24 protein-coding genes are annotated in these 23,522 nt (G+C 67.9%); 19 read left to right on the top strand and 5 right to left on the bottom strand.

Features of this window, described 5'->3' with window-relative positions:
- The first annotated feature begins 6 nt into the window (after nucleotides 1–6).
- From ACT54L_RS00920 to ACT54L_RS00895, 6 genes are read left to right on the top strand one after another with little or no spacing between them, the layout of a single operon-like run.
- Nucleotides 7–921 carry a branched-chain amino acid ABC transporter permease gene (locus ACT54L_RS00920; RefSeq protein ID WP_476083657.1) on the top strand — a complete coding sequence of 305 codons (915 nt, stop codon included), beginning with the start codon at nucleotides 7–9 and terminating at the stop codon, nucleotides 919–921.
- Entirely contained in the window at nucleotides 914–1,924 is a 1,011-nt protein-coding gene (locus ACT54L_RS00915) for a branched-chain amino acid ABC transporter permease (RefSeq protein ID WP_476083656.1), read from the top strand. The genes ACT54L_RS00920 and ACT54L_RS00915 overlap by 8 nt, the downstream gene beginning before the upstream one ends.
- Complete coding sequence (locus ACT54L_RS00910) at nucleotides 1,921–2,673, top strand: ABC transporter ATP-binding protein (protein WP_209103056.1); 753 nt, start codon at nucleotides 1,921–1,923, stop codon at nucleotides 2,671–2,673. The genes ACT54L_RS00915 and ACT54L_RS00910 overlap by 4 nt, the downstream gene beginning before the upstream one ends.
- Nucleotides 2,674–2,686: 13 nt before the next feature.
- Nucleotides 2,687–3,397, top strand: a complete 711-nt coding sequence (locus ACT54L_RS00905) for an ABC transporter ATP-binding protein (protein ID WP_476083655.1) — start codon at nucleotides 2,687–2,689, stop codon at nucleotides 3,395–3,397.
- A gap of 12 nt (nucleotides 3,398–3,409) precedes the next feature.
- Nucleotides 3,410–3,913: an L-2-amino-thiazoline-4-carboxylic acid hydrolase gene (locus ACT54L_RS00900; protein ID WP_476083654.1), complete on the top strand. Its 504-nt coding sequence runs from the start codon at nucleotides 3,410–3,412 to the stop codon at nucleotides 3,911–3,913.
- A 33-nt stretch (nucleotides 3,914–3,946) separates the two neighbouring features.
- Entirely contained in the window at nucleotides 3,947–5,107 is a 1,161-nt protein-coding gene (locus ACT54L_RS00895) for a M20 aminoacylase family protein (RefSeq protein WP_476083653.1), read from the top strand.
- A gap of 48 nt (nucleotides 5,108–5,155) precedes the next feature.
- Here the strand turns inward: ACT54L_RS00895 and ACT54L_RS00890 are convergent, their stop codons facing one another.
- The 3 genes from ACT54L_RS00890 to ACT54L_RS00880 all read right to left on the bottom strand — a co-directional run bounded on the left by ACT54L_RS00890 (nucleotide 5,156) and on the right by ACT54L_RS00880 (nucleotide 7,980).
- Complete coding sequence (locus tag ACT54L_RS00890) at nucleotides 5,156–6,013, bottom strand: fumarylacetoacetate hydrolase family protein (protein WP_476083652.1); 858 nt, start codon at nucleotides 6,011–6,013, stop codon at nucleotides 5,156–5,158.
- A 42-nt stretch (nucleotides 6,014–6,055) separates the two neighbouring features.
- The gene (locus ACT54L_RS00885; RefSeq protein ID WP_476083651.1) at nucleotides 6,056–7,105 is read right to left on the bottom strand and encodes a Bug family tripartite tricarboxylate transporter substrate binding protein; all 1,050 of its coding nucleotides are present in this window, start codon (nucleotides 7,103–7,105) and stop codon (nucleotides 6,056–6,058) included.
- Nucleotides 7,106–7,272: 167 nt separating this feature from the next.
- The gene (locus tag ACT54L_RS00880) at nucleotides 7,273–7,980 is read right to left on the bottom strand and encodes a GntR family transcriptional regulator (protein WP_476083650.1); all 708 of its coding nucleotides are present in this window, start codon (nucleotides 7,978–7,980) and stop codon (nucleotides 7,273–7,275) included.
- Between the two features lie 344 nt (nucleotides 7,981–8,324).
- Here ACT54L_RS00880 and ACT54L_RS00875 point away from each other — a divergent pair, with 344 nt between their 5' ends.
- The 3 genes from ACT54L_RS00875 (at nucleotide 8,325) to ACT54L_RS00865 (ending at nucleotide 12,286) form a co-directional block, all read left to right on the top strand.
- Complete coding sequence (locus ACT54L_RS00875) at nucleotides 8,325–9,548, top strand: ABC transporter substrate-binding protein (protein WP_476083649.1); 1,224 nt, start codon at nucleotides 8,325–8,327, stop codon at nucleotides 9,546–9,548.
- Between the two features lie 136 nt (nucleotides 9,549–9,684).
- A complete protein-coding gene (locus ACT54L_RS00870) occupies nucleotides 9,685–10,680 on the top strand; it encodes an NADPH:quinone oxidoreductase family protein (RefSeq protein WP_476083648.1) in 996 nt (331 codons plus the stop codon).
- A gap of 31 nt (nucleotides 10,681–10,711) precedes the next feature.
- Nucleotides 10,712–12,286, top strand: a complete 1,575-nt coding sequence (locus tag ACT54L_RS00865) for a class I adenylate-forming enzyme family protein (protein ID WP_476083647.1) — start codon at nucleotides 10,712–10,714, stop codon at nucleotides 12,284–12,286.
- Between the two features lie 15 nt (nucleotides 12,287–12,301).
- Here ACT54L_RS00865 and ACT54L_RS00860 read toward each other — a convergent pair whose 3' ends face one another.
- Complete coding sequence (locus ACT54L_RS00860) at nucleotides 12,302–13,114, bottom strand: TetR/AcrR family transcriptional regulator (RefSeq protein ID WP_476083646.1); 813 nt, start codon at nucleotides 13,112–13,114, stop codon at nucleotides 12,302–12,304.
- A gap of 180 nt (nucleotides 13,115–13,294) precedes the next feature.
- Between ACT54L_RS00860 and ACT54L_RS00855 the strand changes: the two genes are divergently transcribed.
- From ACT54L_RS00855 to ACT54L_RS00825, 7 genes are read left to right on the top strand one after another with little or no spacing between them, the layout of a single operon-like run.
- Nucleotides 13,295–14,056, top strand: a complete 762-nt coding sequence (locus ACT54L_RS00855) for an SDR family NAD(P)-dependent oxidoreductase (RefSeq protein ID WP_476083645.1) — start codon at nucleotides 13,295–13,297, stop codon at nucleotides 14,054–14,056.
- Nucleotides 14,053–15,243, top strand: a complete 1,191-nt coding sequence (locus tag ACT54L_RS00850) for an acyl-CoA dehydrogenase family protein (protein WP_476083644.1) — start codon at nucleotides 14,053–14,055, stop codon at nucleotides 15,241–15,243. Before ACT54L_RS00855 ends, ACT54L_RS00850 begins: the two co-directional genes overlap by 4 nt.
- On the top strand, nucleotides 15,240–16,334 hold the full coding sequence (locus ACT54L_RS00845; protein WP_476083643.1) for a phosphotransferase: 1,095 nt from the start codon (nucleotides 15,240–15,242) through the stop codon (nucleotides 16,332–16,334). The genes ACT54L_RS00850 and ACT54L_RS00845 overlap by 4 nt, the downstream gene beginning before the upstream one ends.
- Entirely contained in the window at nucleotides 16,331–17,122 is a 792-nt protein-coding gene (locus tag ACT54L_RS00840; protein ID WP_476083642.1) for an enoyl-CoA hydratase/isomerase family protein, read from the top strand. Before ACT54L_RS00845 ends, ACT54L_RS00840 begins: the two co-directional genes overlap by 4 nt.
- Before the next feature lies 1 nt (nucleotide 17,123).
- On the top strand, nucleotides 17,124–18,284 hold the full coding sequence (locus ACT54L_RS00835) for an acetyl-CoA C-acetyltransferase (RefSeq protein ID WP_476083641.1): 1,161 nt from the start codon (nucleotides 17,124–17,126) through the stop codon (nucleotides 18,282–18,284).
- Nucleotides 18,284–19,285 carry an NAD(P)H-dependent flavin oxidoreductase gene (locus tag ACT54L_RS00830; protein WP_476083640.1) on the top strand — a complete coding sequence of 334 codons (1,002 nt, stop codon included), beginning with the start codon at nucleotides 18,284–18,286 and terminating at the stop codon, nucleotides 19,283–19,285. Before ACT54L_RS00835 ends, ACT54L_RS00830 begins: the two co-directional genes overlap by 1 nt.
- On the top strand, nucleotides 19,282–20,058 hold the full coding sequence (locus ACT54L_RS00825; RefSeq protein WP_476083639.1) for an enoyl-CoA hydratase-related protein: 777 nt from the start codon (nucleotides 19,282–19,284) through the stop codon (nucleotides 20,056–20,058). Before ACT54L_RS00830 ends, ACT54L_RS00825 begins: the two co-directional genes overlap by 4 nt.
- Nucleotides 20,059–20,061: 3 nt before the next feature.
- Here the strand turns inward: ACT54L_RS00825 and ACT54L_RS00820 are convergent, their stop codons facing one another.
- Nucleotides 20,062–21,000, bottom strand: a complete 939-nt coding sequence (locus tag ACT54L_RS00820; protein ID WP_476083638.1) for a LysR substrate-binding domain-containing protein — start codon at nucleotides 20,998–21,000, stop codon at nucleotides 20,062–20,064.
- Nucleotides 21,001–21,112: 112 nt separating this feature from the next.
- Between ACT54L_RS00820 and ACT54L_RS00815 the strand changes: the two genes are divergently transcribed.
- From ACT54L_RS00815 to ACT54L_RS00805, 3 genes are read left to right on the top strand one after another with little or no spacing between them, the layout of a single operon-like run.
- The gene (locus tag ACT54L_RS00815) at nucleotides 21,113–22,021 is read left to right on the top strand and encodes an amino acid ABC transporter substrate-binding protein (RefSeq protein WP_476083637.1); all 909 of its coding nucleotides are present in this window, start codon (nucleotides 21,113–21,115) and stop codon (nucleotides 22,019–22,021) included.
- Between the two features lie 45 nt (nucleotides 22,022–22,066).
- The gene (locus ACT54L_RS00810; RefSeq protein WP_476083636.1) at nucleotides 22,067–22,828 is read left to right on the top strand and encodes an amino acid ABC transporter permease; all 762 of its coding nucleotides are present in this window, start codon (nucleotides 22,067–22,069) and stop codon (nucleotides 22,826–22,828) included.
- Nucleotides 22,825–23,517 carry an amino acid ABC transporter permease gene (locus ACT54L_RS00805; protein ID WP_476083635.1) on the top strand — a complete coding sequence of 231 codons (693 nt, stop codon included), beginning with the start codon at nucleotides 22,825–22,827 and terminating at the stop codon, nucleotides 23,515–23,517. Before ACT54L_RS00810 ends, ACT54L_RS00805 begins: the two co-directional genes overlap by 4 nt.
- Nucleotides 23,518–23,522 lie beyond the last annotated feature (5 nt).

Genomic DNA, 23,522 nt, shown 5'->3' with positions numbered 1-23,522 from the left:
CCCTCCGTGATCGACCCGTATTATCTGCAACAACTGGCCATCGGCCTGTCACAGGGCGTCATCTACGCCTTGATGGCCATCGGCTTTACGCTGATCTTCGGCGTGCTCAATGTGGTGAACTTCGCCCATGGCGAGGTCTATACGCTCGGTGCCTTCGTCGGCCTCATCTTCATCACCGCCTTCGCGCCGCCCTTCCTGGTGGTGCTGTTCGTGGTGCTGGCGGTGGGCGCGGCCATGGGGGTGGGGCTGGAGCGCATCGCCTTCAAGCCGTTCCGGCGCTTCTCGGACGAAGCCTCGCTGAAATCCCGCGCCATGCGGGAATCCACCCTCATGTCGTCGCTGGCCATCTCCATCGTCGCCCGCGAGGGGCTGGAATATGCCTTCGGCTCGCAGATGCAGACGGTGCCGTTCGAGTATCTCATCAACACCCCCATCGAGATCGGCCCCATCACCATTGTCACTGGCGATGTCATCATCTTCGCGGTGGCGGCGATCATGCTGGCGGGCCTGCAATTCATGCTCACCCGCACCCGGGCGGGGCTTGCCATCCGGGCGGTCTCGGCCAATCCGCTGGGGGCCAAATATGTGGGCATCGACACCGACCGCACCATCATCACCACCTTCGCGCTCGGCTCCATGATGGGGGCGGGGGCGGGCATCCTGGTGGGGCTCTATTACGGCGCCATCTTCCCGGCCATGGGCTTCATCCCCGGCATCAAGGCCTTCGTCGCCATGGTGATGGGCGGTCTCTCGTCGATCCCCGGCGCGGTGGTTTGCGCGCTGCTGCTCGGCCTGTCCGAGGGGCTGGCCACCACCTTCATCTCGTCCAACTGGGCCGACATGGTCGCCTATGGCTTCCTGATCATCACCCTCATCTTCTTTCCGCAGGGCCTCTTCGGAGCCGGGAGGGAACGTGTCTGATCTCATGCGCAAAGGCTGGATCGGCAAGATCCTCGTCCTTCTCCTCGTCTTCGCCCTGGTGCCGGCCGTCCTCGCCTTTGCGGGCAAGGGCTATTTCTTCCAGGTGGCGAACCTCGTCCTCATCTTCGCCCTGCTCGCCGCCTCGCTGCATCTTGTGACGGGCGCCGCCGGCCTCCTGCACCTGGGCCATGCCGCCTTCTACGGCATCGGCGCCTATGTGGCGGCGCTGCTCGGCACCGATTGGAAGATCGGCTTCATCTGGGGCCTGCCGGCGGCGGGCCTGGTGGCGGCGGCCTTCGCCTTCGTGGTGGCGCTGCCCACCATGCGCCTCGTCTCCATCTATTTCGCGGTGGCGACGCTGGCCATCGGGCAGATGATTAACACCGTCCTGCTCAACTGGGTGGCGGTGACCAAGGGCCCCAATGGCGTAATGCTGTTCTCCGGCATCAATTTGTTCGGCTTTCCGCTCAAAGCTCCGCTGGCGGTCTATTTCCTGGTGGCGGTGCTGGTGTCGATCTCCATCTTCGTGCTGCACCGGCTGAGCCATTCTTATTACGGCAACGCCCTGCGCTCGCTGCGCGAGGACGACCAGTGCGCCGATGCCATGGGAGTGAACACCGTCAAGCTGAAGATCGAGGTGTTCACCATCTCGGCCTTCTTCGCCGGCATTGCCGGGGCGCTGTGGGCCTATACGACGGGCTATGTCTCGCCCAATGATTTTGGCTTTTCCACCTCCATCCTGATCCTGGCCATGATCGTGGTGGGCGGGCTTGGCTCGCTGCCGGGGGCCATCATCGGGGCGGTGCTGCTGATCCTGCTGCCCGAATTGCTGCGGGGCCTCGGCGACCTGCGCAACGTGATGGTGGGCCTCGTCATGTTCTTCTCCATCCTGTTCATGCCCAAGGGCCTGTTCGGCGAAGTCTCCGCCCTCTCCGTGGTGCGGCGGGGCTTCGGGCTGAAATGGCGCGGGGCGCCCTCCAAGAGCGAGGTGGGCTGGCAATGAGCCTGATCGAGATCGAGCACGTCACCCGCCGCTTCGGCGGCCTGGTGGCGGTGGACGATGTGACCACCCGCGTGGAGGACGGCGAGCTGGTGGGCGTCATCGGCCCCAACGGGGCCGGCAAGACCACGCTCTTCAACCTCATCTCCGGCTTCACGCCGCTCTCCTCCGGCACGGTGCGCTTCAAGGGCGAGACCGTCTCGGGGCTGAAGCCCTACAGGATCGCGGCGCGCGGCATGTCGCGCACGTTCCAGAACCTGCGCGTGTTCCCGAACATGTCGGTGTTCGACAATGTGTCGGTGGGGGCGGTCGGGGCCATGGGCCAGTCGGCGCTCGGCGCGGTGCTGGGCGGCGCCAAGCGGGCGGATGCCATCTCGGCGCGCACCTGGGAGGCGCTGGAGCGCGTCGGCCTCACCGACCAGGCGCAGGAGCTGGCCGCCAACCTCTCCTACGGCAAGCGCAAATATCTGGAGATCGCCCGCGCGCTGGCCATGAAGCCGGACCTCCTGATCCTGGACGAGCCCGCCGCCGGCCTCAACGATTCCGAGACGGCGGAGTTGGCCCGCTTCATCAAGACGCTGAACGGCACCGGCATGGCCATCATGCTGGTGGAGCACGACATGAACCTCGTCATGGGCATCTGTTCGCGGGTGGTGGTGCTGGCCTCCGGCCGCAAGATCGCCGATGCGGAGCCGGCCGTGGTGCGGGCCGACCCGGTGGTGCTGGAAGCCTATCTGGGCGTGGACGACTAAAGGGAGCGGAGCCATGAGCCTACTCGAAATCCGCAATCTCACCGTCGCCATGGGCGTGCAGGAAATCCTGCACGGGGTGGACCTCACCGTTCCCGAGCGCGGCATCGTCGCCGTGCTCGGCTCCAACGGGGTGGGCAAGACCACCTTGATGCGCACCATCTCGGGCATCTATCGGGCGAAATCCGGCACCATCCGCTTCAAGGGCGAGGACATCACCAGCCTCAAGAGCAATGAGATCGTCGCCCGCGGCCTGTTGCAGGCGCCCGAGGGGCGGCAGATCTTCTCGCCCATGAGCGTGAAGGAAAACCTCGTCATCGGCGGCGGCCGGCATGGCCTTGCCGAACTGGACCGGGTGCTCGCCCTCTTCCCCAAGCTCGGCGAGCGCATGAGCCAGGTGGCGGGCTCGCTCTCGGGCGGCGAGCAGCAGATGCTGTGCATCGCCCGCGCGCTGATGGCCAAGCCCTCCATCCTGCTGCTGGACGAGCCCTCCCTCGGCCTTGCCCCCAAATTCGTGAAGGGCATCTTCGATCTGGTGTCGCAGATCCGCCAGGAGGGCCTGTCCATCCTCATCGTCGAGCAGAATGCCAAGGCGGCCCTGCGCATCGCCGATCGCGCGGCGGTGCTCGACAGCGGCCGCATCCTCATCGAGGGCGAGGCAGCGACGCTGGCCGATGACCCGCGCATCGTCGAGGCCTATCTGGGCGGCCACGCCCACGCCATTTGAAAGGACGAGACCATGTCCGAGCAAGACGCAAAGCCTGCCGCCAATCCCGCCCCGCTCCCGATCATCGAGCGGCGGCGGATCGAGGCGGAAATCTTGAAGCATGTCTACGACGTGCTGGTGGAAAGCCAAGGCGTGGAGGTGGCGCGCGCCACCTTGGACGCCGCCGTCTCCCGTTCCGCCGTGCAGCAGGGCGCGCGGTTCCGCGCCGAGCTGGGGCGTGACCCGACGCTGGAAGACTTCGCCGCCATCCTGCCCAACTGGACGGCCAATGACGCCCTGTCCATCACGGTGCGCCATGCCGATCCCGAGCGGCTGGACTTCGACGTCACCCGCTGCCGCTATTCAGAAATGTATCGCGACATGGGGCTGGGCGAGATCGGCCATCTCCTGTCCTGCAACCGCGACGGGGAATTCTGCACCGGCTATAACCCGGCCATGGAATTGACCCGCACCCAGACCCTGATGAAGGGCGCCAGCCACTGCGATTTCCGTTATCGCATGAAGCCCGCCGGCTGAGCGCACCCCCGCCACGAGACACCGGAAGACATCATGAATCCCCGCCTGACCAATGAAGAGATCGCCGACGCCGTCGCCTGGCGCCGCGCGCTCCACCGCATCCCGGAGCTTGCCTATGACGAGCACCAGACCTCCGCCTTCGTGGCGGACAAGCTGAGATCCTTCGGGCTGGAGGTGGAGACCGGGCTCGGCGGCACCGGGGTCGTGGCCACCCTGAAGCGCGGCTCGTCGGATCGCGTCATCGGGCTTCGGGCGGACATGGATGCCCTCGCCATCACCGAGGCCACGGGGCTTGATTATGCGTCGCAGCATCCCGGCCGCATGCATGCCTGCGGCCATGACGGCCACATGGCCATGCTCCTGGCCGCCGCCCGCCACCTGACCAAGAGCGGGCGCATCGACGGCACGGTGCGCTTCATCTTCCAGCCGGCGGAGGAAAATGAAGGCGGCGCGCGGCGCATGATCGAGGACGGGCTGTTTGAGCGCTTCCCCGTCGACAGCGTGTTCGGCATGCACAATTGGCCGGACCTGCCGCTCGGCCGCGCGGGGCTCACCACCGGGCCGATGATGGCCGCCTTCGGCATTTTCGACATCACGGTGACCGGGCGCGGCGCCCATGGCGCCATGCCCCACCAGGGCGCGGACCCCATTGCCTGCATGTTCCAGATCGGCACGGCGCTCCAGACCATTGCATCGCGCAACGTCTCGCCCATGGCCTCGGCCGTGGTGTCGGTGACCACCGTCCATGGCGGCGATGCCTGGAACGTCATTCCCGGCTCCTGCCGCATGACCGGCACCGTGCGCTGGTTCGCGCCGGCGGTGGGCGACCTGATCGAGACGCGGCTGAAGGCCATCGTATCGGGCGTGGCGCAGGCCATGGGCTGCACTGCCACCATCGATTATCAGCGCCGCTATCCCGCCACCATCAACGACCCGCAGGAAGCCCGCTTCGTGCAGGATGTGGTGCGCGATTTCTCGCCCGTGCTGACGCTGGACGAGACCATCGAGCCGAGCATGGGCGCCGAGGACTTCGCCTTCATGCTCCAGGAGCGGCCGGGGGCCTATATCTGGGTGGGGCAGGGCGGCAAGGCCGGCCTCCACTCGCCCAATTATATCTTCAACGACGATGCCTTGCCCGTGGGCGCCGCCCTCTGGGTGGCCATCGCCGAGAAGAAGCTCGCTCCGGCGGCGTGAGAGTGGTCCTCCTCCCCCCGCGCGGGGGGAGGAGGACAACCATGACGGTCACGCCGCTTCGTCGATCACCGGGTTGCGCAGGATGCCGATGCCGGAGATCTCCACTTCCACCATGTCGCCGGGCTTCATCCAGAGCGGCGGGGTGCGCTTGGCGCCGACGCCGCCGGGGGTGCCGGTGACGATCACGTCGCCGGGCTCCAAAGTCAGGACGGTGGAGCAATAGCGGATCAGGGCGGGGATGTCGGTAATCAGCAGGTCCGTGGTGGAATGCTGCACCACCTGCCCGTTGAGCCGGGTTTCCAGCGTCAGGCGGCTGGGATCGGGGATCTCGTCGGTGGTCACCAGCCAGGGGCCGAAGGCGCCGGTGTTCGCGAAGGTCTTGCCGGCCAGGAATTGCGAGGTGTGGCGCTGGAAGTCGCGGATGCTGCCTTCATTGTAGCAGGAATAGCCGGCGATGGCGGCAAGGGCGTCTTCTTCCTTGATGCGCCGTCCGCCCCGGCCGATCACCAGCGCCAGCTCGCCCTCATAGTCGAAATGGTCGGACTCCAGCGGCTTCACGATGGGCTGGAGATGGCCCACCTGGCTTTCGGGATAGCGCGAGAAGAGGGCCGGGTTTTCCGTCACCGTGCGGCCCGTTTCGGCCACGTGGTCGCGATAGTTCAGGCCGATGCAGATGATCTTGCCGGGATCGGGGATCACGGGCAGCAGCGTGACGTCGGCCAGCTTCAGCGAGGGCGCGGTCGTGTCCGCCAGGGCGCGGGCCTCGTCGAGGGCGTCGGCGGCGATCAGCGTGCGCAGGCCGGTGATGCCGCGGGCGCGGAAATGGGCGGTCAGATCGACGATGGCATCGCCCTTGACGACACCGAAGCCGGCGGCATCGCCGGCCTTGAAGGAAACGAGCTTCATGGGGAACCTATCTGAGGGGTGGTGAAAGGGGAGCGGCCAGCCTTATTGCTGCTGCCGCTGGATGCCGCGGGCATCGATGACCTTGTTGAAGTCGGCGATTTCCTGGCGGATGCGGGCGGCGAATTCCTCGCCGGTGCTGGCGGTGGCGTTGGCGCCGAACTTGGCCAGTTCCTGGGCGAAGCTGTCGGAGAGCACGATGGCGGTGATCTCGGTGCGCAGCTTGGTCACCACATCTGCCGGGGCGCCCTTGCGCATGGCAAGGCCGAGCCAGGATTCATAGGAAAGCCCGGGGACGATGTCGCCCGTATAGGGCACCTTGGCCATTTCCGGCGGCACCTTCTTGGACGTGACCGCGAGGGGGCGCACGGCGCCGGCCTGCATCTGCGGCAAAGCGAAGGTCATGGTGTCGATCATCATGTCCACGCGCCCGCCGAGGAAGTCGGGCAAGGCCGCCGAGCTGCCGCGATAGGGCACATGGACGAATTCGGCGCCCGTGGCCGCGCTCAGCCATTCGCCGAGCAGATGATGGGCCGTGCCTTCGCCCACCGAGTAGTAGGTCAGCGTCTTCGGCTTGGCCTTGGCGGCGGCGATGATCTCCACCAGGCTCGCATAGGGCGAATCCGGCCGCACGCCGAAGACCATGCCGTAGGTGGCGGCGGTGGTCAGCCAATCCAGATCCTCCACCGGGTCGAAGGGCATGCTCACCCGCATGGCGGCGGTCACCGAATGGGCGCTGGCAAGCAGGAGCAAGGTGTAGCCATCGGCGGGCTGGCGCAGCACCTGGCTGGTGGCCAGATAGCCGCCGGCGCCGGGCTTGTTCTCCACCACCACGGGCTTGCCGAGCCGGGCGGAAAGCCGCTCGGCCACCAGGCGCGCCACCGTGTCGGAACTGCCGCCGGGGGCAAAGCCCACCACGATCTTCAGCGGACGAGACGGAAAGGCCTCCTGCGCCTCAACGCGCGGGGCGCTGGCCAGGCTGGCGACGGCGAGGCTCGCCAGCACCGCCTTGGCGGCATGGGCCCGCAACAGGCCGGCCAGGCGGGCGAACCGGGAGCGCGGCGGCGCGTCGAGGGTCATGCTTCTGTTTTTCATGGCGTTTCCTGTCCCATTGTTCTTGGTTCGTGATCGGGTGTCGGCCGCGGAGCGGCCGGGCGAGCGGGGGCGATCGCCCGCAGGGGATGCGGGACGGGCGCGAGGACCTTCACGTGGTCCGAGGTCTTGAAAGCGGGGCGCCGGAACGCGGGCGTCCCGGCGGTCGGTCACAGCGCCGCGCGCGCGATCTCCATGGTGCGGCGATAATGCTGGGAGAGAGCCTCCACGGCCGCATCGGCATCGCCGGTGAGGACCGCCTCGACGATCCCATCATGCTCCTGCGCCACGCTGCGCACGGACGAGAGCCCCTGCGCCTGCACGGACAGCCGGCGATAGCGTTCGGAATGGGCATAGAGGGTGCTGCGGAAGCGCATGAGCCAGGGCGAGCCGCAGGCGTCCAGAAGCGTAAGATGGAAGCGTTCATGCTCCTCCGCCCAGGCCTCGTTGGTCTCGTCGGGCTTGTCCGGCCGGCGCACGGGGAGGGCGGAGAGGCGCGCGTGCGAGGCGATCACCCGCGCGCGCCAGTCCGGCCCACCGTTTTCCATGGACTGGCGGAGCGCGGTGCCCTCCACCAGGATGCGGGTCTGCGTCACGTCAACGAGATCCTCGACGCTGACGGGCGAGACGCGAAAGCCCTTCTGATCCACCGAGGTGACGAAATTGTCCGAGAGCAGGCGCACCAGCGCCTCGCGCACGGCGGTCAGACTCACCCGCAGCCGGCTGGCAATGGCCGCCGCGCGCAGGGGCTGCCCCCCCTTTAGCGCGCCGGTGAGCACTTCCGAGCGCAATTGCAGGAAGACGGCGGAGGTCACGCTGCGTGGAGCTTCCTCGCCCGGCCGCATCACCTGCTGCATGTCCCGTCCCGCTCCCAGCACCTGTGCCTCCCCGGCCGTCTCGCTCTCAAAAATATCGATATTGCATTTTTTTGGCCTCGTCAATGCGAAGCGCGCGAACCGCGGGGGCCGCGTGCTCTGGCGTGCGCGTCTGGCGTCGCGGGGGAGGGGGGCTTCCGGGCGTGGACGAAGGCGGCGGCGTGGTTCCGCCGAGTACCCAGGCCGGGGCATCGCCTTGACAGGAATTTACTCGCGAGTATATTTTAGTTCGAGGAATAAATTAAATTACTCACGGGCATACGATGCGGAGCCCATTGCTCCGCGCCGTCCGGGCCACACGCCGGACGGGAGCACGTCGGGCTCGTGGGCATAATGGGGAGGACGATGTGAGCCGTTTGAAGCCTTGGAACATGCTGGCCGCCGGTGCGCTTGCCCTGGCCGCGACGTCCGCCGCCGCCGAGATCCCGGCGCGGGGCGTGAAGTTCGGCCTGCTCACCGACATGAGCGGCGTCTATGCCGACCTCACCGGCCCCGGCTCGGTGGAAGCCATTAAGATGGCCATTGAGGATTTCGGCGGCACCATCGATGGCAAGCCCATCAACCTCGTGATCGCCGACGGTCAGAACAAGGCGGACGTGGGCGCGGCGGTCGCCCGCCGCTGGGTGGACGAGGAGAATGTGGACGTCATCGCCGAGGTGCCCAACACCGCCATCGCCCTGGCGGTGCAGGAGATCACCCGCGACCGCAAGAAAGTGCTGCTGAACACGGGTGCCGGCTCCACCGTCTTCACCAACAAGGCCTGCTCGCCCACCTCCTTCCACTGGGTCTATGATTCCTACGCCATGGCCAACGGCACCGCCCGCTCGGTGGTCGCGGAAGGCGGCAAGACCTGGTATTTCGTCACCGCCGACTATGGCTTCGGCAAGTCGCTGGAGGCCGACGCCACCGAGGTGATCGACGCCAATGGCGGCAAGGTGCTGGGCAACGCCCGTGCGCCCCTCAACACGCCCGATTTCTCCTCCTTCCTGCTGCAGGCCCAGTCCTCGGGCGCGCAGGTGATCGCGCTCGCCAATGGCGGCGTCGACACCATCAATTCCATCAAGCAGGCCAATGAGTTCGGCATCGGCACCGGCAAGCAGCGCCTCGCCGCCATGGTGTTTTTCATCACCGACATCCATGCGCTCGGCCTCGAGCGGGCCAAGGGCCTGCTGATGACCACCGCCTTCTATTGGGACATGGATGACGAGACCCGCGCCTGGGCGGAGCGCTGGTCGAAGCGCATGGGCGGCCGCAAGCCCACCTCGCTCCAGGCCGGCCTTTATTCCGCCGCCCTGCATTATCTGAAAGCGGTCAAGGCGGCCAATTCCACCGAGGGCGAGGTGGTGGCCGCCAAGATGCGCGAAATGCCGGTGAAGGACATGTTCGCCCGCAACGCCTCCATCCGCCCCGATGGCCGCATGATCCACGACATGTATCTGGCCCAGGTGAAGTCCCCGGCGGAATCCAAGGGCCCGTGGGACTATATGAAGATCCTCCGCACGATCCCGGCGGCCGAGGCCTTCCGGCCCCTGTCGCGCAGCGAATGCCCCCTTGTGGCTGCGGGCAAGTGACCGCCGGCTGACGTGCGCCTTCATCCATGCCCGGCCTCTCACCCCTCGGGCCGGGCATGGATGATTTTTTCGGACGGATCTCCTGCGGCGCCGGGCTTGCGCTGGCGCCGCAGGAGCCAGTGAAAGACCCGTGGGAATGACGAAGACGAAGGACACGCCCATGCGCGGCTGGCTGGTGCGCGCCTTGAGCGCCGACGGCACCATGGCGCTGGAGGACCTCCCCCTACCGCAGGCCGGCCCCGGCGAATGCGTGGTGCGGGTGGAGGCGGCGGGGGTGAATTTCCTCGACACGCTCATGATCCGCGGCCGCTACCAGGTGAAGCCGTCGCTGCCTTTCACGCCCGGCATCGAGCTCGCCGGCACGGTGGTGGCGCGGGGCGAAGGCTGCCGCTTCCAGGAGGGCGATCGCATCTGCGCCCTGGTGGATCACGGCGCCTTTGCCGATTATGCCAAGGTTGGCCCGGTGGGTGCGGAATTGGTGCCGCCCGACTTCCCCTTGACCGAGGCGGTGGCGCTGCCGGTGGTCTATCCCACCGCGCATGTGGCCCTGCATGACCGGGCCGGTCTGAAGGCGGGGGAGACCGTGCTCGTCCATGCGGGGGCGGGGGGCGTCGGCTCCGCCGCCATCCAATTGGCGCGCCATGCGGGCGCCCGCGTCATCGCCACCGCCGGCGGGCCGGACAAGGGCGCGCTTTGCCTGGAGTTGGGCGCCCATGAGGTGATCGACTATGCCGCCGAGCCGCTCACCGCGCGCGTGCGGGAGCTGACAGGCGGACGGGGCGTCGACGTGGTGGTGGACCCGGTGGGCGGCGCCGTGGCGCTGGAGAGCCTGCGGTGCCTTGCCTGGGGCGGACGCCTCGTCATCGTCGGCTTTGCCGGCGGCACGGTCACGGAGCTTCCCGCCAACCGCCTGCTCCTGAAGAATGCGGCGGCGCTCGGTGTCTATTGGGGCGAATATCGGCGGCACCATCCCGAAAAGGTGCCGCACATCTATGCGGAACTGTTCGAGCTGCGCCGGGCCGGCGCCATCCGTCCCCTGGTGCGCGACGCCTTCCCCCTCGCCGAGGCGCCCGCCGCGCTGAAGGCCTTGGGGGAACGGCGCACCGTGGGCAAGGTGGTGCTGGTGCCGTGACGGGCGCCACAAGAAAAATGGGGAGGAGCGGATGATCCGCCGCGAAGTGCATTTTGGGCGCGTGGTGCCGGCTTTTGTGGACCGGCCGCGCAATGTGCATGCCTTTTTCCGCGCCCGCGTGGCCGAAGCGCCGGACGCTCTGGCGCTGGTGGATGGCGATCGCCGCTCCACCTATGGCGAGCTGGATGCCCGCGCCGAGCGGCTCGCCGACGGGTTGGTGGCGCGCGGCGTGCGCAAGGGCGAGCGGGTGGCGACGCTGATCGGCAACCGGGCCGAGGTGGTGGAGGTCTCGCTCGCCTGCGCCCGGCTTGGCGCCGTCCATGTGCCCCTCGACATCCGCCAGCGGCGTCCCGAAATCGCCTATGCGGTGACCCAGAGCGGGGCCATGGCGCTGCTGTTCGATGTGGCCCACGCCGGCGAATTGCCGGATGCCGCCGAGACGCCCGAGCTTGCCTTTCGCGTCGCTGTGGGCGGCCCGCATGAGGGTAGCGTGCCCTATGACGCGCTGTTCGCGGCGCCCCCCCGCGAGGCTGGCCCCGATGTGGAGGAGGAAGACCCCTTCTGCATCCTCTACACCTCCGGCACCACGGGGCGGCCCAAGGGGGCGGTGCTCACCAATCTGGGCGTCGTCCATTCCTGCCTGCATTACCGCCATGCGGTGGGCATCGCCGGCACCGACCGCATGGTGCTGGCGGTGCCCTGCTCCCACATGACCGGGCTGATCGGCGTGATGCAGACGGCGCTCGCCTTCGGGGCCGGGCTCATCCTGATGGCGCAGTTCAAGGCTCGCGCCTTCCTGGAGGTGGCGGAGCGCGAGCGCATGAGCGCGGTGGTCATGGTGCCCGCCATGTACAATCTGTGCCTGCTTGATCCGGAGTTCGACCGCTTCGACCTTTCCTCCTGGCGCATCGGCGCCTTCGGCGGCGCGCCCATGCCGGAGCCCAATGCGCGGCGGCTGAAGGAGAAGTGCCCGCGCCTCGATCTGTTCAACGTCTATGGCGCCACCGAGACTTCCTCCCCGGTCGCCATCCTGCCGCGCGATGCGCCCATCGAACGGCTCGATTGCGTGGGCAAGCTCATGCCCTGCATCGATTTGCGGGTGATGGACGAGGACGGGCGCGAAGTGCCCCCCGGAATGGCGGGCGAATTGTGGATTGCGGGCGCCTCCGTGGTGCCCGGCTATTGGAAGAACCCGGAAGCCAATGCCACCGCCTTCACCGGGGGCTATTGGCGCTCGGGCGATGTGGGCTCCATGGATGCGGACGGCTATCTGAAGGTCTTCGACCGCAAGAAGGACATGATCAACCGCGCCGGCTACAAGGTCTATTCGGCCGAGGTGGAGAGCGTGCTGATCGACTTCCCGGGCATCACGGAAGCCGCCGTCGTGGGCTTTCCCGACCCGGTGCTGGGCGAGCGGGTGGCGGCCTTCGTGGTGGGCGGACAGGCCGCCGAGGAGGATCTGCGCCGCCACTGTGCCCGCTGCCTGTCCGACTACAAGGTGCCCGATCGCATCGTGCTGATGGAGGACGGCCTGCCGCGCAATCCCAATGGCAAGGTGCTGAAGGCGCGCCTGCGCGAGGAGGCCGCGGCCTTCGCGCGGCGGTGAGCGCAGGCGGGCCGTTCAGGCCCCCTTGGTGCGCCTGCGAGGGGGCTTGGCGGGGGCGTTCTCCCCGCGCTCTTGCGGGGCCGCCGCGAGTGCTTCGGCCTTCGCCTTGGCGCCAGCCCGGGGCTTCCGCGCCGGCTTGCCCGTCTCCGGCGGCGCCGGGATCGGGCTTTCCTCCAGGCGTGCCATGGGCTGCGGGGCGGCGGCCGCCGCGCCGTTTCCGGCGATGCCGCGGGTGAGGATGTCCATCATTTCGGCGGCCACCTCGGCGCTGGTCTTCGGCCCCTTGGGGTTGAACCAGCGCGCCGGCCAGTTGAGGGCGCCCGCCAGCGTGAAGGCGATGAGGCGCGGGTCGCCCGGCGCGATGGAGCCGTCGGCGATGCCCTCCGCCACCAAGGCGCGCATGGCAAGGTCGATCTGCCCCTTCAGTTCCCGGAAGGTCTTGGCGCTCTCGGGGGAGAGCACCTCGTCGCCGGTGCGGATCACGCAGCGGCCGAAATCGTCCATGTTGATCTCGGCATAGCGGCGCAGGAACGCCTGGAGCCGGGCCAGCCCGTTACCGGATGCGGCCCGCGAGCGCTCGGCGGCCTCCAACACCTGGTCGAGGCCGAACTTCACGCACTCCAGCAGCACCTGATCCTTGTTGCCGAGATAGTGGTAGATGGTGGGCTTGGTCACACCCAGAACAGCGGCCACGTCATCCAGCGAGGTGGCATGGAAGCCGCGCTCGTTGAACAGGCGCGTCGCCGCCCGCATCACCGCGAACCGCTTCTCCTCGCGGTCCCGCTGCCGCTGCGCGGATGTCCGGAATGGGGTCGCCAGGTCACCCACGTTTCGTTCCTCTCTTCAGCCCTGATGCCTAGTTGACATCATACCTGCTCGACTTCAATATACCCATCAGTAAATAATATCCAATTAGGTAGAAATGAAGGGCCGCCGCGCCACCGGCGCGCGGCCGGAACTGGGGTGGTCCGGACGGCTCAAGCCGTCGGGCCGGGAGCGGGAGCGCACATGCTGGTGAAAGACATGGGGGCCATCGTCACGGGTGGCGCATCGGGCCTCGGCGGGGCAACGGCCGCGCGGCTGGCGGCGGGTGGGGCGAAGGTGGTCATCTTCGACCGCAACGAGGAGCTGGCCGCCGCCCATGCCAAGGCCATTGGCGGTCATTCCGTGGTGGTGGACGTGACCGACGAGGCAGGCGTCTCCGCCGCCCTCGACCAGGCCGAGGGCCTCATTGGCAAGGCGCGGATCCTGGTCAATTGCGCCGGCATCGGCCCGCCCGCCAAGGTCATCGACCGCCACGGCAAGGTCCTTCCGCTGGCTGAGTTCAAAAAGATCATCGACATCAATCTCATCGGCACCTTCAACGTGCTCGCCCAGTTCGCCGGCCGCCTGCACACGGCAGAGCCGGTGGGCGAGGAACGGGGCGTCATCATCAACACCGCCTCGGTGGCGGCCTTCGATGGCCAGATCGGCCAGGCCGCCTATTCGGCCTCCAAGAACGGCATCGTGGGCATGACCTTGCCGCTGGCGCGCGAATTTGCCCGCTACGGCATTCGGGTGGCCACCATCGCGCCGGGCATCTTCATGACGCCCATGCTCTCCGTGCTGCCGCCGGAGGCGCAGGCCTCGCTGGGCGCCCAGGTGCCGTTCCCCAGCCGCCTCGGCGACCCCGACGAATATGCCCGCCTGGTAGAGAGCATCGTCACCATTCCCATGCTGAACGGCGAGGTCATTCGCCTGGACGGCGCCATCCGGATGGCCCCCAAATGAGCACCATTTCCGCCGAAGAGGCCAATGCCATCGCCGATCGCGTGGAGCGCTTCGTGCGCGACATCGTGGTGCCCTATGAGAAGGACCCGCGCCGCGATCATCACGATTGCCCCACCGACGAACTGATCGCCGAGATGCGCGAGAAGGCGCGGGCGGCGGGGGTGCTCACCCCCCACATCCTGCCCGACGGCCGGCATCTCAGCCACCGCCAGACGGCGCAGGTGCTGCGCCGCTCCGGCCTCTCGCCGTTGGGCCCGCTCGCCTGCAACACGGCGGCGCCCGACGAGGGCAACATGTATCTGCTCGGCAAGGTGGGCAGCCCGGCGCTGAAGGAGCGCTTCCTCGCCCCCCTGGTGGCGGGCACCGCCCGCTCGGCCTTCTTCATGACCGAGCCGGCCAGCGAGCAGGGGGCGGGCTCCGACCCCTCCATGATGATCACCACCTGCCGCCAGGACGGCAATCACTGGATCATCGACGGCCGCAAGGCCTTCGCCACCGGCGCGCCGGGGGCGGCCATCGGCATTGTCATGGCGAAGTCGGAAGATGGCGCCTGCATGTTCCTGGTGGACCTGCCGGACCCCGCCATCCGCATCGACCGCATCCCCAACACCATCGACAGTTCCATGCCCGGGGGCCATGCGGTGTTGACCATTGAGGGCCTGCGGGTGCCGGCGGACCAGATGCTCGGCCAGTCGGGCGAGGGCTTCACCTATGCCCAGGTGCGCCTCGCCCCCGCCCGCCTCACCCATTGCATGCGCTGGCTCGGCGCCTGCACCCGGGCGCATGAGATCGCCACCGACTATGCCAATCGCCGCAAGGCCTTCGGCAAGGTGCTCATCGACCATGAGGGCGTCGGCTTCATGCTGGCGGAGAACCTCATCGACCTGAAGCAGGCCGAACTGATGATCGACTGGTGCGCCGACGTGCTCGACACCGGCTCGCAGGCCATCAATGAAAGCTCCATGGCCAAGGTGGCGGTGAGCGAGGCGCTCATGCGCGTGGCCGACCGCTGCGTGCAGGTGATGGGTGGCACGGGGGTCACCTCCGACACCATCGTGGAGCAGGTGTTCCGCGAGGTGCGGGCCTTCCGCATCTATGACGGCCCCACCGAGGTGCACAAATGGTCGCTGGCCAAGAAGATCCGCCGCGACTGGAAGAAGACCCAGCCCGAAGAGGCCCATTCATGAGCCTGTCCGCTCCCGCCGCTGCTTCGGCTGCCCTGGGCGAGGCGGCCAATGCCGGCACGTCCGAAGTGCGCGCCGGCTTGCGCTTCGACGAGGCGCGGCTCGCCGCCTGGATGGCCGAGACGGTGGAGGGCTATGCCGGCCCTCTGCGCGTCTCCCAGTTCAAGGGCGGCCAGTCCAACCCCACTTATCGGCTGGACACGCCCGAGCACTCTTACGTGCTCCGTCGCAAGCCACCGGGCGAGGTGCTGCCCGGCGCCCATGCGGTGGACCGCGAGGCACGGGTGCAGACGGCGCTGGGCGCGGTGGGCTTTCCCGTCGCCCGCATCCATGGCCTGTGCACCGATCCCGACGTGATCGGCTCGGACTTCTATGTGATGGACCTGGTGGAGGGGCGCATCTTCTGGGATGCCACCTTCCCGGACGTGCCCCACGCGGACCGCCCGCTCTATTTCCAGGCCATGAACGAGACCATCGCCGCCCTTCACCGCCTTGATCCGGGTGCGGTGGGCCTCGCCGATTATGGCAAGCCCGGCAATTATTTCGCCCGCCAGATCACCCGTTGGTCGCGGCAATATCTGGCGGACGAGCTGGCCGGGCGCGACCCGCGCATGGACGCGCTGGTGGAGGCCTTGCCGGGGCTCATTCCGCCCGGCGACGAGACGACCATCGTCCATGGCGATTTCCGCTGCGACAACATGATCTTCCACCCCACCGAGCCGCGCGTTCTGGCGGTGCTGGACTGGGAATTGTCGACGCTGGGCCATCCGCTGGCGGACTTTGCCTATCACGCCCTCATGTACCGCATGCCGCCCAACATCGTGGCGGGGCTCGCGGGGGCGGATCTGGCCGCGCTGAACATTCCACCCGAGGCGGACTATGTCGCCGCCTATTGCCGGGCCACCGGGCGGGACGGCATCCCCAACTGGGATTTCTACCTCGCCTTCAACCTCTTCCGCATGGCCGCCATCTTCCACGGCATCAAGGGCCGGGCCCTGCGCGGCACCGCTTCCTCGCCCCATGCGCGGGAGCGGGCGGAGAGCTTCACAGTGCTGGCGGCGCTGGCTCATGACGCCCTGGAGGCCTGCCGATGACCCCGCCGCTGCTCGTCACGCTCGAGGGGGCGGTGGCCACCATGACGCTCAACCGGCCGGCCGCCGGTAACACCATCGACCTGCCGCTCGCGCGGGCTCTGCTGGACGCGGCCATTCAGTGTGACCAGGATCCGGCCATCCGCTGCGTGGTGCTCACGGGCACCGGCAAGCTGTTCTGCGGCGGCGGCGACCTTGCCGGCTTTTCGGCGGCGGGGGAGGGGATTTCCGGTTATCTGAGCCTGCTGGCCGGCACCCTGCACATGGCGGTCTCCCGCCTCATGCGGATGGAAAAGCCCTTGCTGGTCAAGGTGAACGGCCCGGCCGCCGGCGCCGGCCTCAGCCTCGCCATCTCCGGTGACGTGGTGCTGGCCGCCCGCTCGGCCCATTTCTCGGCGGCCTATGGCGCGGTGGGGCTGACGCCCGATGGCGGCATGTCCTTTCTGCTGCCGCGCCTCGTGGGGCTCAGGAAGGCGCAGGAGATCATCCTCACCGGCCGCCGCATCGGCGCGGAGGAGGCCGAGCGCATCGGCCTTGTCACCCGCATGGTGGAGGATGCCGAGCTGGATGCGGCCGTCCAGGCCCAGGCCGAGGCGCTGGCGGGGGCGGCCACCGGAGCGGTGGGCGCCGCCCGGGCGCTCCTGGCGGACAGCTATGGCACGGGGCTGGAGGCCCAGCTGGAACGGGAGGCGCGCGCCATCGCCGCCGCCGGCGGCTCGGCCGATTGCAAGGAAGGCGTCGCCGCGTTTCTGGAGCGGCGCAAACCACACTTTTCGGGGAAGGAACGCTGAGATGGCCGAGGCCTATATCGTGGACGCCGTCCGCACCGCCGGGGGGCGGCGCAACGGCAAGCTCGCCGGCTGGCATCCCGCCGACATGGGCGGCGCCGTGCTCGACGCGCTGGTGGCGCGCACCGGCATTGCGCCGGATGCGGTGGAGGACGTGATCGTCGGCTGCGTCACCCAAGGCGGCGAGCAGTCCTTCGCCTTCGGCCGCAACGTGGTGCTCGCCTCCTCTTTGCCGGAGAGTGTGCCGGCGGTGACCATTGACCGCCAGTGCGGCAGTTCCCAGCAGGCGGTGCAGTTCGCCGCCCAGGCGGTCATGTCCGGCACCCAGGACGTGGTGATCGCGGCGGGTGCCGAGAGCATGACCCGCGTGCCTATGTTCGCCTCCGTCTCTCTGTTCGAGAAGGCCGGGGTGGGCACCGGACCGCTCTCGGAAAAGATCCGCGCCCGCTATGGGGTGTCGAGCTTCAGCCAGTTCGAGGGCGCCGAGATGATCGCCCGCAAATATGGCTTCGACCGTGAGACGCTGGACCGTTTCGCCCTGGAAAGCCACCGCCGCGCGGCGCAGGCGACGCAGGCCGGCGCCTTCGTGAACGAGATCGTGCCGCTCGCCGTAGAGGGCGGCCTCCACACCACCGACGAAGGCATCCGCTATGATGCGACGCTGGAGGGCATCGGCTCGGTCAAGCTGCTGAAGGAGGACGGCGTCCTCTCCGCCGCCAATGCCAGCCAGATGTGCGACGGCGCCTCCGCCGCCTTGGTGGTGAGCGAGCGGGCCTTGAAGGCCCACAACCTCACTCCGCTCGCCCGCATCGTGACCCTGGCGGTGACCGCCGGCGATCCCGTCATCATGCTGGAGGAGCCCATCGCCGCCACCCGCAAGGCGCTGGCCAAGGCGGGGATGACCCTTGATGACATCGACCTCTATGAGGTGAACGAGGCCTTCGCGCCCATCCCGCTCGCCTGGATGCAGGCGCTCGGCGCCGATCCGGACAAGCTCAACGTGAATGGCGGCGCCATCGCGCTCGGCCACCCCTTGGGCGCCTCCGGCACCAAGCTGCTGGCCACCCTCGTCCAGGCGCTGAAAGCGCGCGGCAAGCGCTATGGCTTGCAGACCATGTGCGAAGGCGGCGGCATCGCCAATGTCACCATCGTGGAGGCGCTGTGATGGCTCTGAAGACACGCTTCACGGAGCTGACCGGCGTGCGCCATCCGGTCATGCAGGGCGGCATGATGTGGGTGGGGCGGGCGGAATTGGCCGCCGCCGTCTCCAATGCGGGCGGCCTCGGCATCCTCACCGCCTTAACCCAGCCCACCCCGGACGATCTGCGCCGCGAGATCGACCGCTGCCGGGCCATGACCGACAAGCCCTTCGGCGTGAACCTCACCATCCTGCCGTCCGTCTCCCCGCCGCCTTATGCGGAATATCGCCGCGCCATCATCGAGAGCGGCATCAAGATCGTGGAGACCGCTGGCCACAAGCCGCAGGAGCATGTGGAGGAGTTCAAGTCCCACGGCATCCTGGTCATCCACAAATGCACCGCCGTCCGCCATGCCCTCTCGGCCGAGCGCATGGGCGTGGACATGGTCTCCATCGACGGCTTCGAATGCGCCGGCCATCCGGGCGAGGATGACATTCCCGGTCTCATCCTCATTCCGGCAGCGGCGGACAAGGTGACCATCCCCATGCTTGCCAGCGGCGGCTTTGCCGATGGGCGGGGCCTGGTCGCTGCCCTGGCACTGGGCGCGGAGGGCATAAATATGGGCACGCGCTTCTGCGCCACCGTGGAAGCGCCCATCCATGACAAGGTGAAAGAGCTGTTGGTTGCCAATGACGAGCGGGCCACCAATCTCATCTTCCGCCGCTTCCACAATACGGGGCGGGTGGCCAAGACGTCCGTGTCCGACGAGGTGGTGGCGCGGTCCCTGAAGCCCGACGCCACCTTCGAGGACATCCGCCCGCTGGTGTCCGGCGCCAAGGGGCGCGTGGCGCTGGAGACGGGCGACCTGGATGCCGGGCTCGTCTGGGCGGGGCAGGTGCAGGGGCTCATTCACGACATCCCCACCTGCGCGGAGCTGGTGGGCCGCATCGTTGCGGAAGCGGAAGCCATCATCCATAGCCGGCTGGCCGGCCTGGTGCGGACCGGCGTGCGGGAGCAGGCAGCGTGACATTCCAATACATCACTGTCGCGCGCGAGGGCGCGCTCACCCTCGTCACCATCAACCGGCCGCAGGCCTATAATGCGCTGAATGCGCAGGCCCATGAGGAACTGGCCGAGGCCTTCGACGCCTTCGCGGCGGATGACAGCCAGTGGGTCGCCATCCTCACCGGCGCGGGCGGCAAGGCCTTCTGCGCCGGCCATGACCTGAAGCAGCAGGCGTCCGGCGGCGGGCTCGTCACCCCGCCTTCGGGCTTTGGCGGGCTCACCGCGCGGTTCGACCTCAATAAGCCGCTCATTGCCGCCGTGGACGGGGTGACCATGGGTGGTGGCTTCGAGCTGGCGCTGGCGTGCGACATCATCCTGGCGACGCAAAAGTCCGTCTTCGCCCTCCCGGAGCCCAAGGTGGGCCTTGCGGCGCTGGCCGGCGGCATCCAGCGGCTGCCGCGCGAGATCGGGTTGAAGCGCGCCATGGGCATGATGCTCACCGGCCGCCGGGTGGCGGCGCAGGAGGGCTATGAACTGGGCTTCGTGACGCAGGTGGTGGAAGGCGACATATTGGAGGCCGCCCGGCGCTGGGCCGCGGAGATCCTTTCCGCCAGCCCCATGTCCGTGCGCGCCACAAAGGAGGCGGCTTTGCGCGGCCTCGATACGCCGTTGGCGCAGGCGCTGACCGAGGAATGGGACTATCCCGCCATGAAGGCCATGCTGGCCTCGGAAGACGCAGTGGAAGGCCCCGCCGCCTTCGCGGAAAAGCGCGCCCCCGTGTGGAAGGGGCGCTGACTGTCACAAGGGAGCTGGTGGCTCATTTCCCATGGCCGCCAGCTCCGCCTGCACCTGACGGCGGGCATAGGCACTGAACTCCGCCACCAGCCGGGTGCGGGCCACATAAGGCGGGAAGATCAGCGCCACCGTGGTCGGGATGTCCGGCGTGAAGGGGCGGATCTCCAGCCCCGCCGCCGCCCGCTCCTCATGGGCGGCCAGCGGATTGACGAGGCTCACCCCCAGCCCCGCCCCCACCAGGGTGCAGACGGAGGCGCCGAGATCCGTCTCCGCCACGATGCGCCGCCGCACCCCCGCCGCCGTGAACACCTGGTCGATGCGTTCCGCCAATTGTCCCCCGCCCGGCGAGGCGATGAAGGCCTGGCCGGCGAAATCCTCCGGGGTCAGGCTTTCGCGCGCGGTCAGCGGGTGGCCCTTGGGCAGCACGGCCACGCACTGGCCGGTGTAAAGCGGCTCCACCTCCACCCCATGGGTCTCCTGGTAGAGCATGGCGAGCCCCATGTCGCACAGGCCCGAACTGATCCATTCATGCACCGTATTGGCGGTGCCCGAGCGGATGGAGACCATCACCTCCGGATAATCCACCATGAAGCGCGCGGCGATGCGGGTCAGAAGCCCGGCGGCGAGGCGCGGCATGGCGGTGACTCGCAGACGGTCGGCCCGGAAGGAGCGGATGCCGTGGGCGGCGGCTTCCAGGGAACTCAAGCCCGTAAACGCCTTCTCCACCTCCTGGAAGAAGCGCGTGCCCTCATTGGTGGGAAAGACGCGGCTGCCGGAGCGGTCGAACAGGGCGAATTTGGTGATCTGCTCCAATTGCGCGATGAGGCGGCTGATCTGGGGCTGGGAGGTGTTGAGGCGGCGCGCCGCTTCCGTCATGGAGCCGGTCTGCACCACCGCCCGGAAGGCCTCGATGTGCTGCAACCCCATGCGCCGCTGTGCCATATCAGATCCGTATGAGAGCCCCCATATTTAGAATTATGCATCATGAAGCCGGCTTGCCATAGTCCTCCTGCTGAAAGAGCGAGCGGCATGGCCAACTCGCCCAGTGGGGAACATGATGAAAGCTCTTTGCGGGATCGCCGTCGCCTTGTCGTTCACGCTGGCCGCCGGCGCGGCGCAGGCCCAGAGCCGCGTGGACACCATCCGCCAGACCGGCTCCATCACCCTCGGCCATCCCGAGACCTCGGTGCCCTTCGCCTATCTGGACGGCAACCAGAAGCCGGTCGGCTACACGGTGGAGATCTGCGAGAAGATCGCCGGCGAGATCAAGGCGGCGCTCGGCCTGCCCAAGCTCGACATCCGCTACAACCCCACCACGTCGGCCACGCGCATTCCGCTGCTCGCCAACGGCACCATCGACCTGGAGTGCGGCAACACCACCAACAATGTGGAGCGCCACAAGCTGGTGGCCTTCGCGCCCACCACCTTTGTGGCGCAGGTGGTGCTGATGGCCCGCAAGGATGGCGGCGTGGATGTGAACGATCCCGCTTCCTTCCGCGGCAAGACCATCGCCGCCCAGGCGGGCGGGCAGACCTTCAAGGTCATTTCCCAGATCAATGCCAAGGGCAATCTGGGCATTACGGTCGCCGGGGCCAAGGACACCGCCGAGGCCTTCCTGATGGTGGAGACGGGACGCGCCGCCGGCACCGCCAATGATGATGGCCTCGCCTATGGCCAGGTGGCCTCGTCCAAGGATCCCAGCGCCTTCATCATCGGCACCAAGAGCCTGGAAATCGCGCCCTACGGCATCATGGAGCCCAAGGACGATCCGCAGTTCAAGGCGCTGGTGGACGCCGCCGTCCTCAAGCTCATCAAGGACGGCACGGTGGCCGCGCTCTATGACAAGTATTTCAACGCGCCCATTCCGCCGCGCGGCATCAACCTGAAATATCCCATGAGCCCCGCCCTGAAGAAGGCGCTGGCCAACCCCACCGATTCCGGCGATCCGGCCGACTATCAGTGAGCCCGGCCGCGTCTGCGCGGCCACGGCCTTCGGCGGAACCGGCCCATGAAATATGACTGGAGCTGGAGCGTCTTCCTCGACACCTCGTCGGACGGCGTTCACAGCTATCTCTATAATCTCGGCCTCGGCGCCCTCTGGACGCTGGGCCTGTCTGGCACAACGGCGGTCTGCGCCCTGGTGCTGGGGGCGCTGATCGGCGTCCTGCGCACCGCCCGGTCGCCGGCGCTCAACGCCATCGGCACGGTCTATGTGGAGGTCTTCCGCAACATCCCGCTGCTGGTGCAGATGTTCCTCTGGTATTTCGTGCTGCCGGAGGTGGTGCCGTCGGGGCTCGGCCGGGCCATCAAAGGCATGCCGGCGCCCTGGAATGCGTTCGTGCCCGCGCTCCTGTGCCTCATTTTTTACGCCACCGCCCGCATCGGCGAGCAGATGCGCTCGGGCATCCAGTCGCTGCCCAAGGGCCAGTATCAGGCGGCCCTCGCCTTGGGGCTGACGCCCGCCCAGGCCTATCGGCGGGTGGTGCTGCCCGAGGCCTTCCGCATCATGATCCCGCCGCTCACCTCCGAATTCATGGGCATCGTGAAATATTCCTCGGTGGCCATGACCATCGGCCTGCTGGAACTGACCGGCCAGGCGCGGGCCATGCAGGAATTCTCCTTCCACATCTTCGAGGCGTTCAGCGCGGCGACGCTCGGCTATCTCCTCATCAACGGCACCCTCGTGCTGGCCATGCGCGCTCTGGAGCGCCGGCTCGCCGTGCCCGGCCTCATCGGGGCGGGAAGCGCCGGCAAGGGAGGGGCCTCATGACCGGCGCCTTCGATTTTTCCGCCATCCTCAATGCGCTGCCCTATCTCATCTTCGACGGGCTTGGCCTCACGCTGGCGCTGACTTTCCTCGCCGGCCTCATGGGACTTGCGCTCGGCATCGTCCTGGCGGTGCTGCGGCTCTCCCCCTGGCGGGTGCTCTCGGTGCCGGCGGGGGTCTATGTGAACCTCATGCGGTCCGTGCCGCTGGTGCTCATCATCTTCTGGTTCTACTTCCTGGTGCCCTATATCGGCGCCTGGATCGTGGGCTCGCCCCGTCCCATCCAGGTGGGGGCCTTCCGCTCGGCGCTCGTCAGCTTCACCTTGTTCGAGGCGGCCTATTTCTGCGAGATCATCCGCAGCGGCATCCAGTCCATTCGGCGGGGGCAGGTGGCGGCGGGCCTCGCGCTGGGGCTCAACCGGCGGCAGACCTTCCTGAAGGTGGTGTTGCCGCAGGCCCTGCGGAACATGACGCCCTCTCTACTCACGCGCCTCATCGTCCTCTTCCAGGACACCTCGCTCGTCTATGTGGTGGCGTTGACGGACTTTCTCGGCGCGGCGTCGAAAGTGGGCGCCCGGGATGGCCGGCTCACGGAATTGTACGTGTTCGTGGCCCTCGTCTACCTCGTCCTCTGCTTTGGCGCCTCCCGCCTCGTGAAGCGCCTGGAAGCGCGCTGGAAACTGGCCCGATGACCGCT

The organism is Aquabacter sp. DMC10 (assembly GCF_056314145.1).
The sequence above is the reverse complement of the archived record's forward strand: the minus strand, read 5'-3'. Positions and strand labels throughout refer to the sequence as shown.

Excerpts from the sequence above, each read along its gene's own strand:
- ACT54L_RS00910 (WP_209103056.1), top strand. The coding sequence starts at position 1,921 with ATGAGCCTGATCGAGATCGAGCACGTCACCCGCCGCTTCGGCGGCCTG.
- ACT54L_RS00905 (WP_476083655.1), top strand. The coding sequence starts at position 2,687 with ATGAGCCTACTCGAAATCCGCAATCTCACCGTCGCCATGGGCGTGCAG.
- ACT54L_RS00900 (WP_476083654.1), top strand. The coding sequence starts at position 3,410 with ATGTCCGAGCAAGACGCAAAGCCTGCCGCCAATCCCGCCCCGCTCCCG.
- ACT54L_RS00895 (WP_476083653.1), top strand. The coding sequence starts at position 3,947 with ATGAATCCCCGCCTGACCAATGAAGAGATCGCCGACGCCGTCGCCTGG.
- ACT54L_RS00890 (WP_476083652.1), bottom strand. The coding sequence starts at position 6,013 with ATGAAGCTCGTTTCCTTCAAGGCCGGCGATGCCGCCGGCTTCGGTGTC.
- ACT54L_RS00885 (WP_476083651.1), bottom strand. The coding sequence starts at position 7,105 with ATGAAAAACAGAAGCATGACCCTCGACGCGCCGCCGCGCTCCCGGTTC.
- ACT54L_RS00870 (WP_476083648.1), top strand. The coding sequence starts at position 9,685 with ATGACGAAGACGAAGGACACGCCCATGCGCGGCTGGCTGGTGCGCGCC.
- ACT54L_RS00865 (WP_476083647.1), top strand. The coding sequence starts at position 10,712 with ATGATCCGCCGCGAAGTGCATTTTGGGCGCGTGGTGCCGGCTTTTGTG.
- ACT54L_RS00855 (WP_476083645.1), top strand. The coding sequence starts at position 13,295 with ATGCTGGTGAAAGACATGGGGGCCATCGTCACGGGTGGCGCATCGGGC.
- ACT54L_RS00850 (WP_476083644.1), top strand. The coding sequence starts at position 14,053 with ATGAGCACCATTTCCGCCGAAGAGGCCAATGCCATCGCCGATCGCGTG.
- ACT54L_RS00845 (WP_476083643.1), top strand. The coding sequence starts at position 15,240 with ATGAGCCTGTCCGCTCCCGCCGCTGCTTCGGCTGCCCTGGGCGAGGCG.
- ACT54L_RS00840 (WP_476083642.1), top strand. The coding sequence starts at position 16,331 with ATGACCCCGCCGCTGCTCGTCACGCTCGAGGGGGCGGTGGCCACCATG.
- ACT54L_RS00835 (WP_476083641.1), top strand. The coding sequence starts at position 17,124 with ATGGCCGAGGCCTATATCGTGGACGCCGTCCGCACCGCCGGGGGGCGG.
- ACT54L_RS00830 (WP_476083640.1), top strand. The coding sequence starts at position 18,284 with ATGGCTCTGAAGACACGCTTCACGGAGCTGACCGGCGTGCGCCATCCG.
- ACT54L_RS00820 (WP_476083638.1), bottom strand. The coding sequence starts at position 21,000 with ATGGCACAGCGGCGCATGGGGTTGCAGCACATCGAGGCCTTCCGGGCG.
- ACT54L_RS00815 (WP_476083637.1), top strand. The coding sequence starts at position 21,113 with ATGATGAAAGCTCTTTGCGGGATCGCCGTCGCCTTGTCGTTCACGCTG.
- ACT54L_RS00810 (WP_476083636.1), top strand. The coding sequence starts at position 22,067 with ATGAAATATGACTGGAGCTGGAGCGTCTTCCTCGACACCTCGTCGGAC.
- ACT54L_RS00805 (WP_476083635.1), top strand. The coding sequence starts at position 22,825 with ATGACCGGCGCCTTCGATTTTTCCGCCATCCTCAATGCGCTGCCCTAT.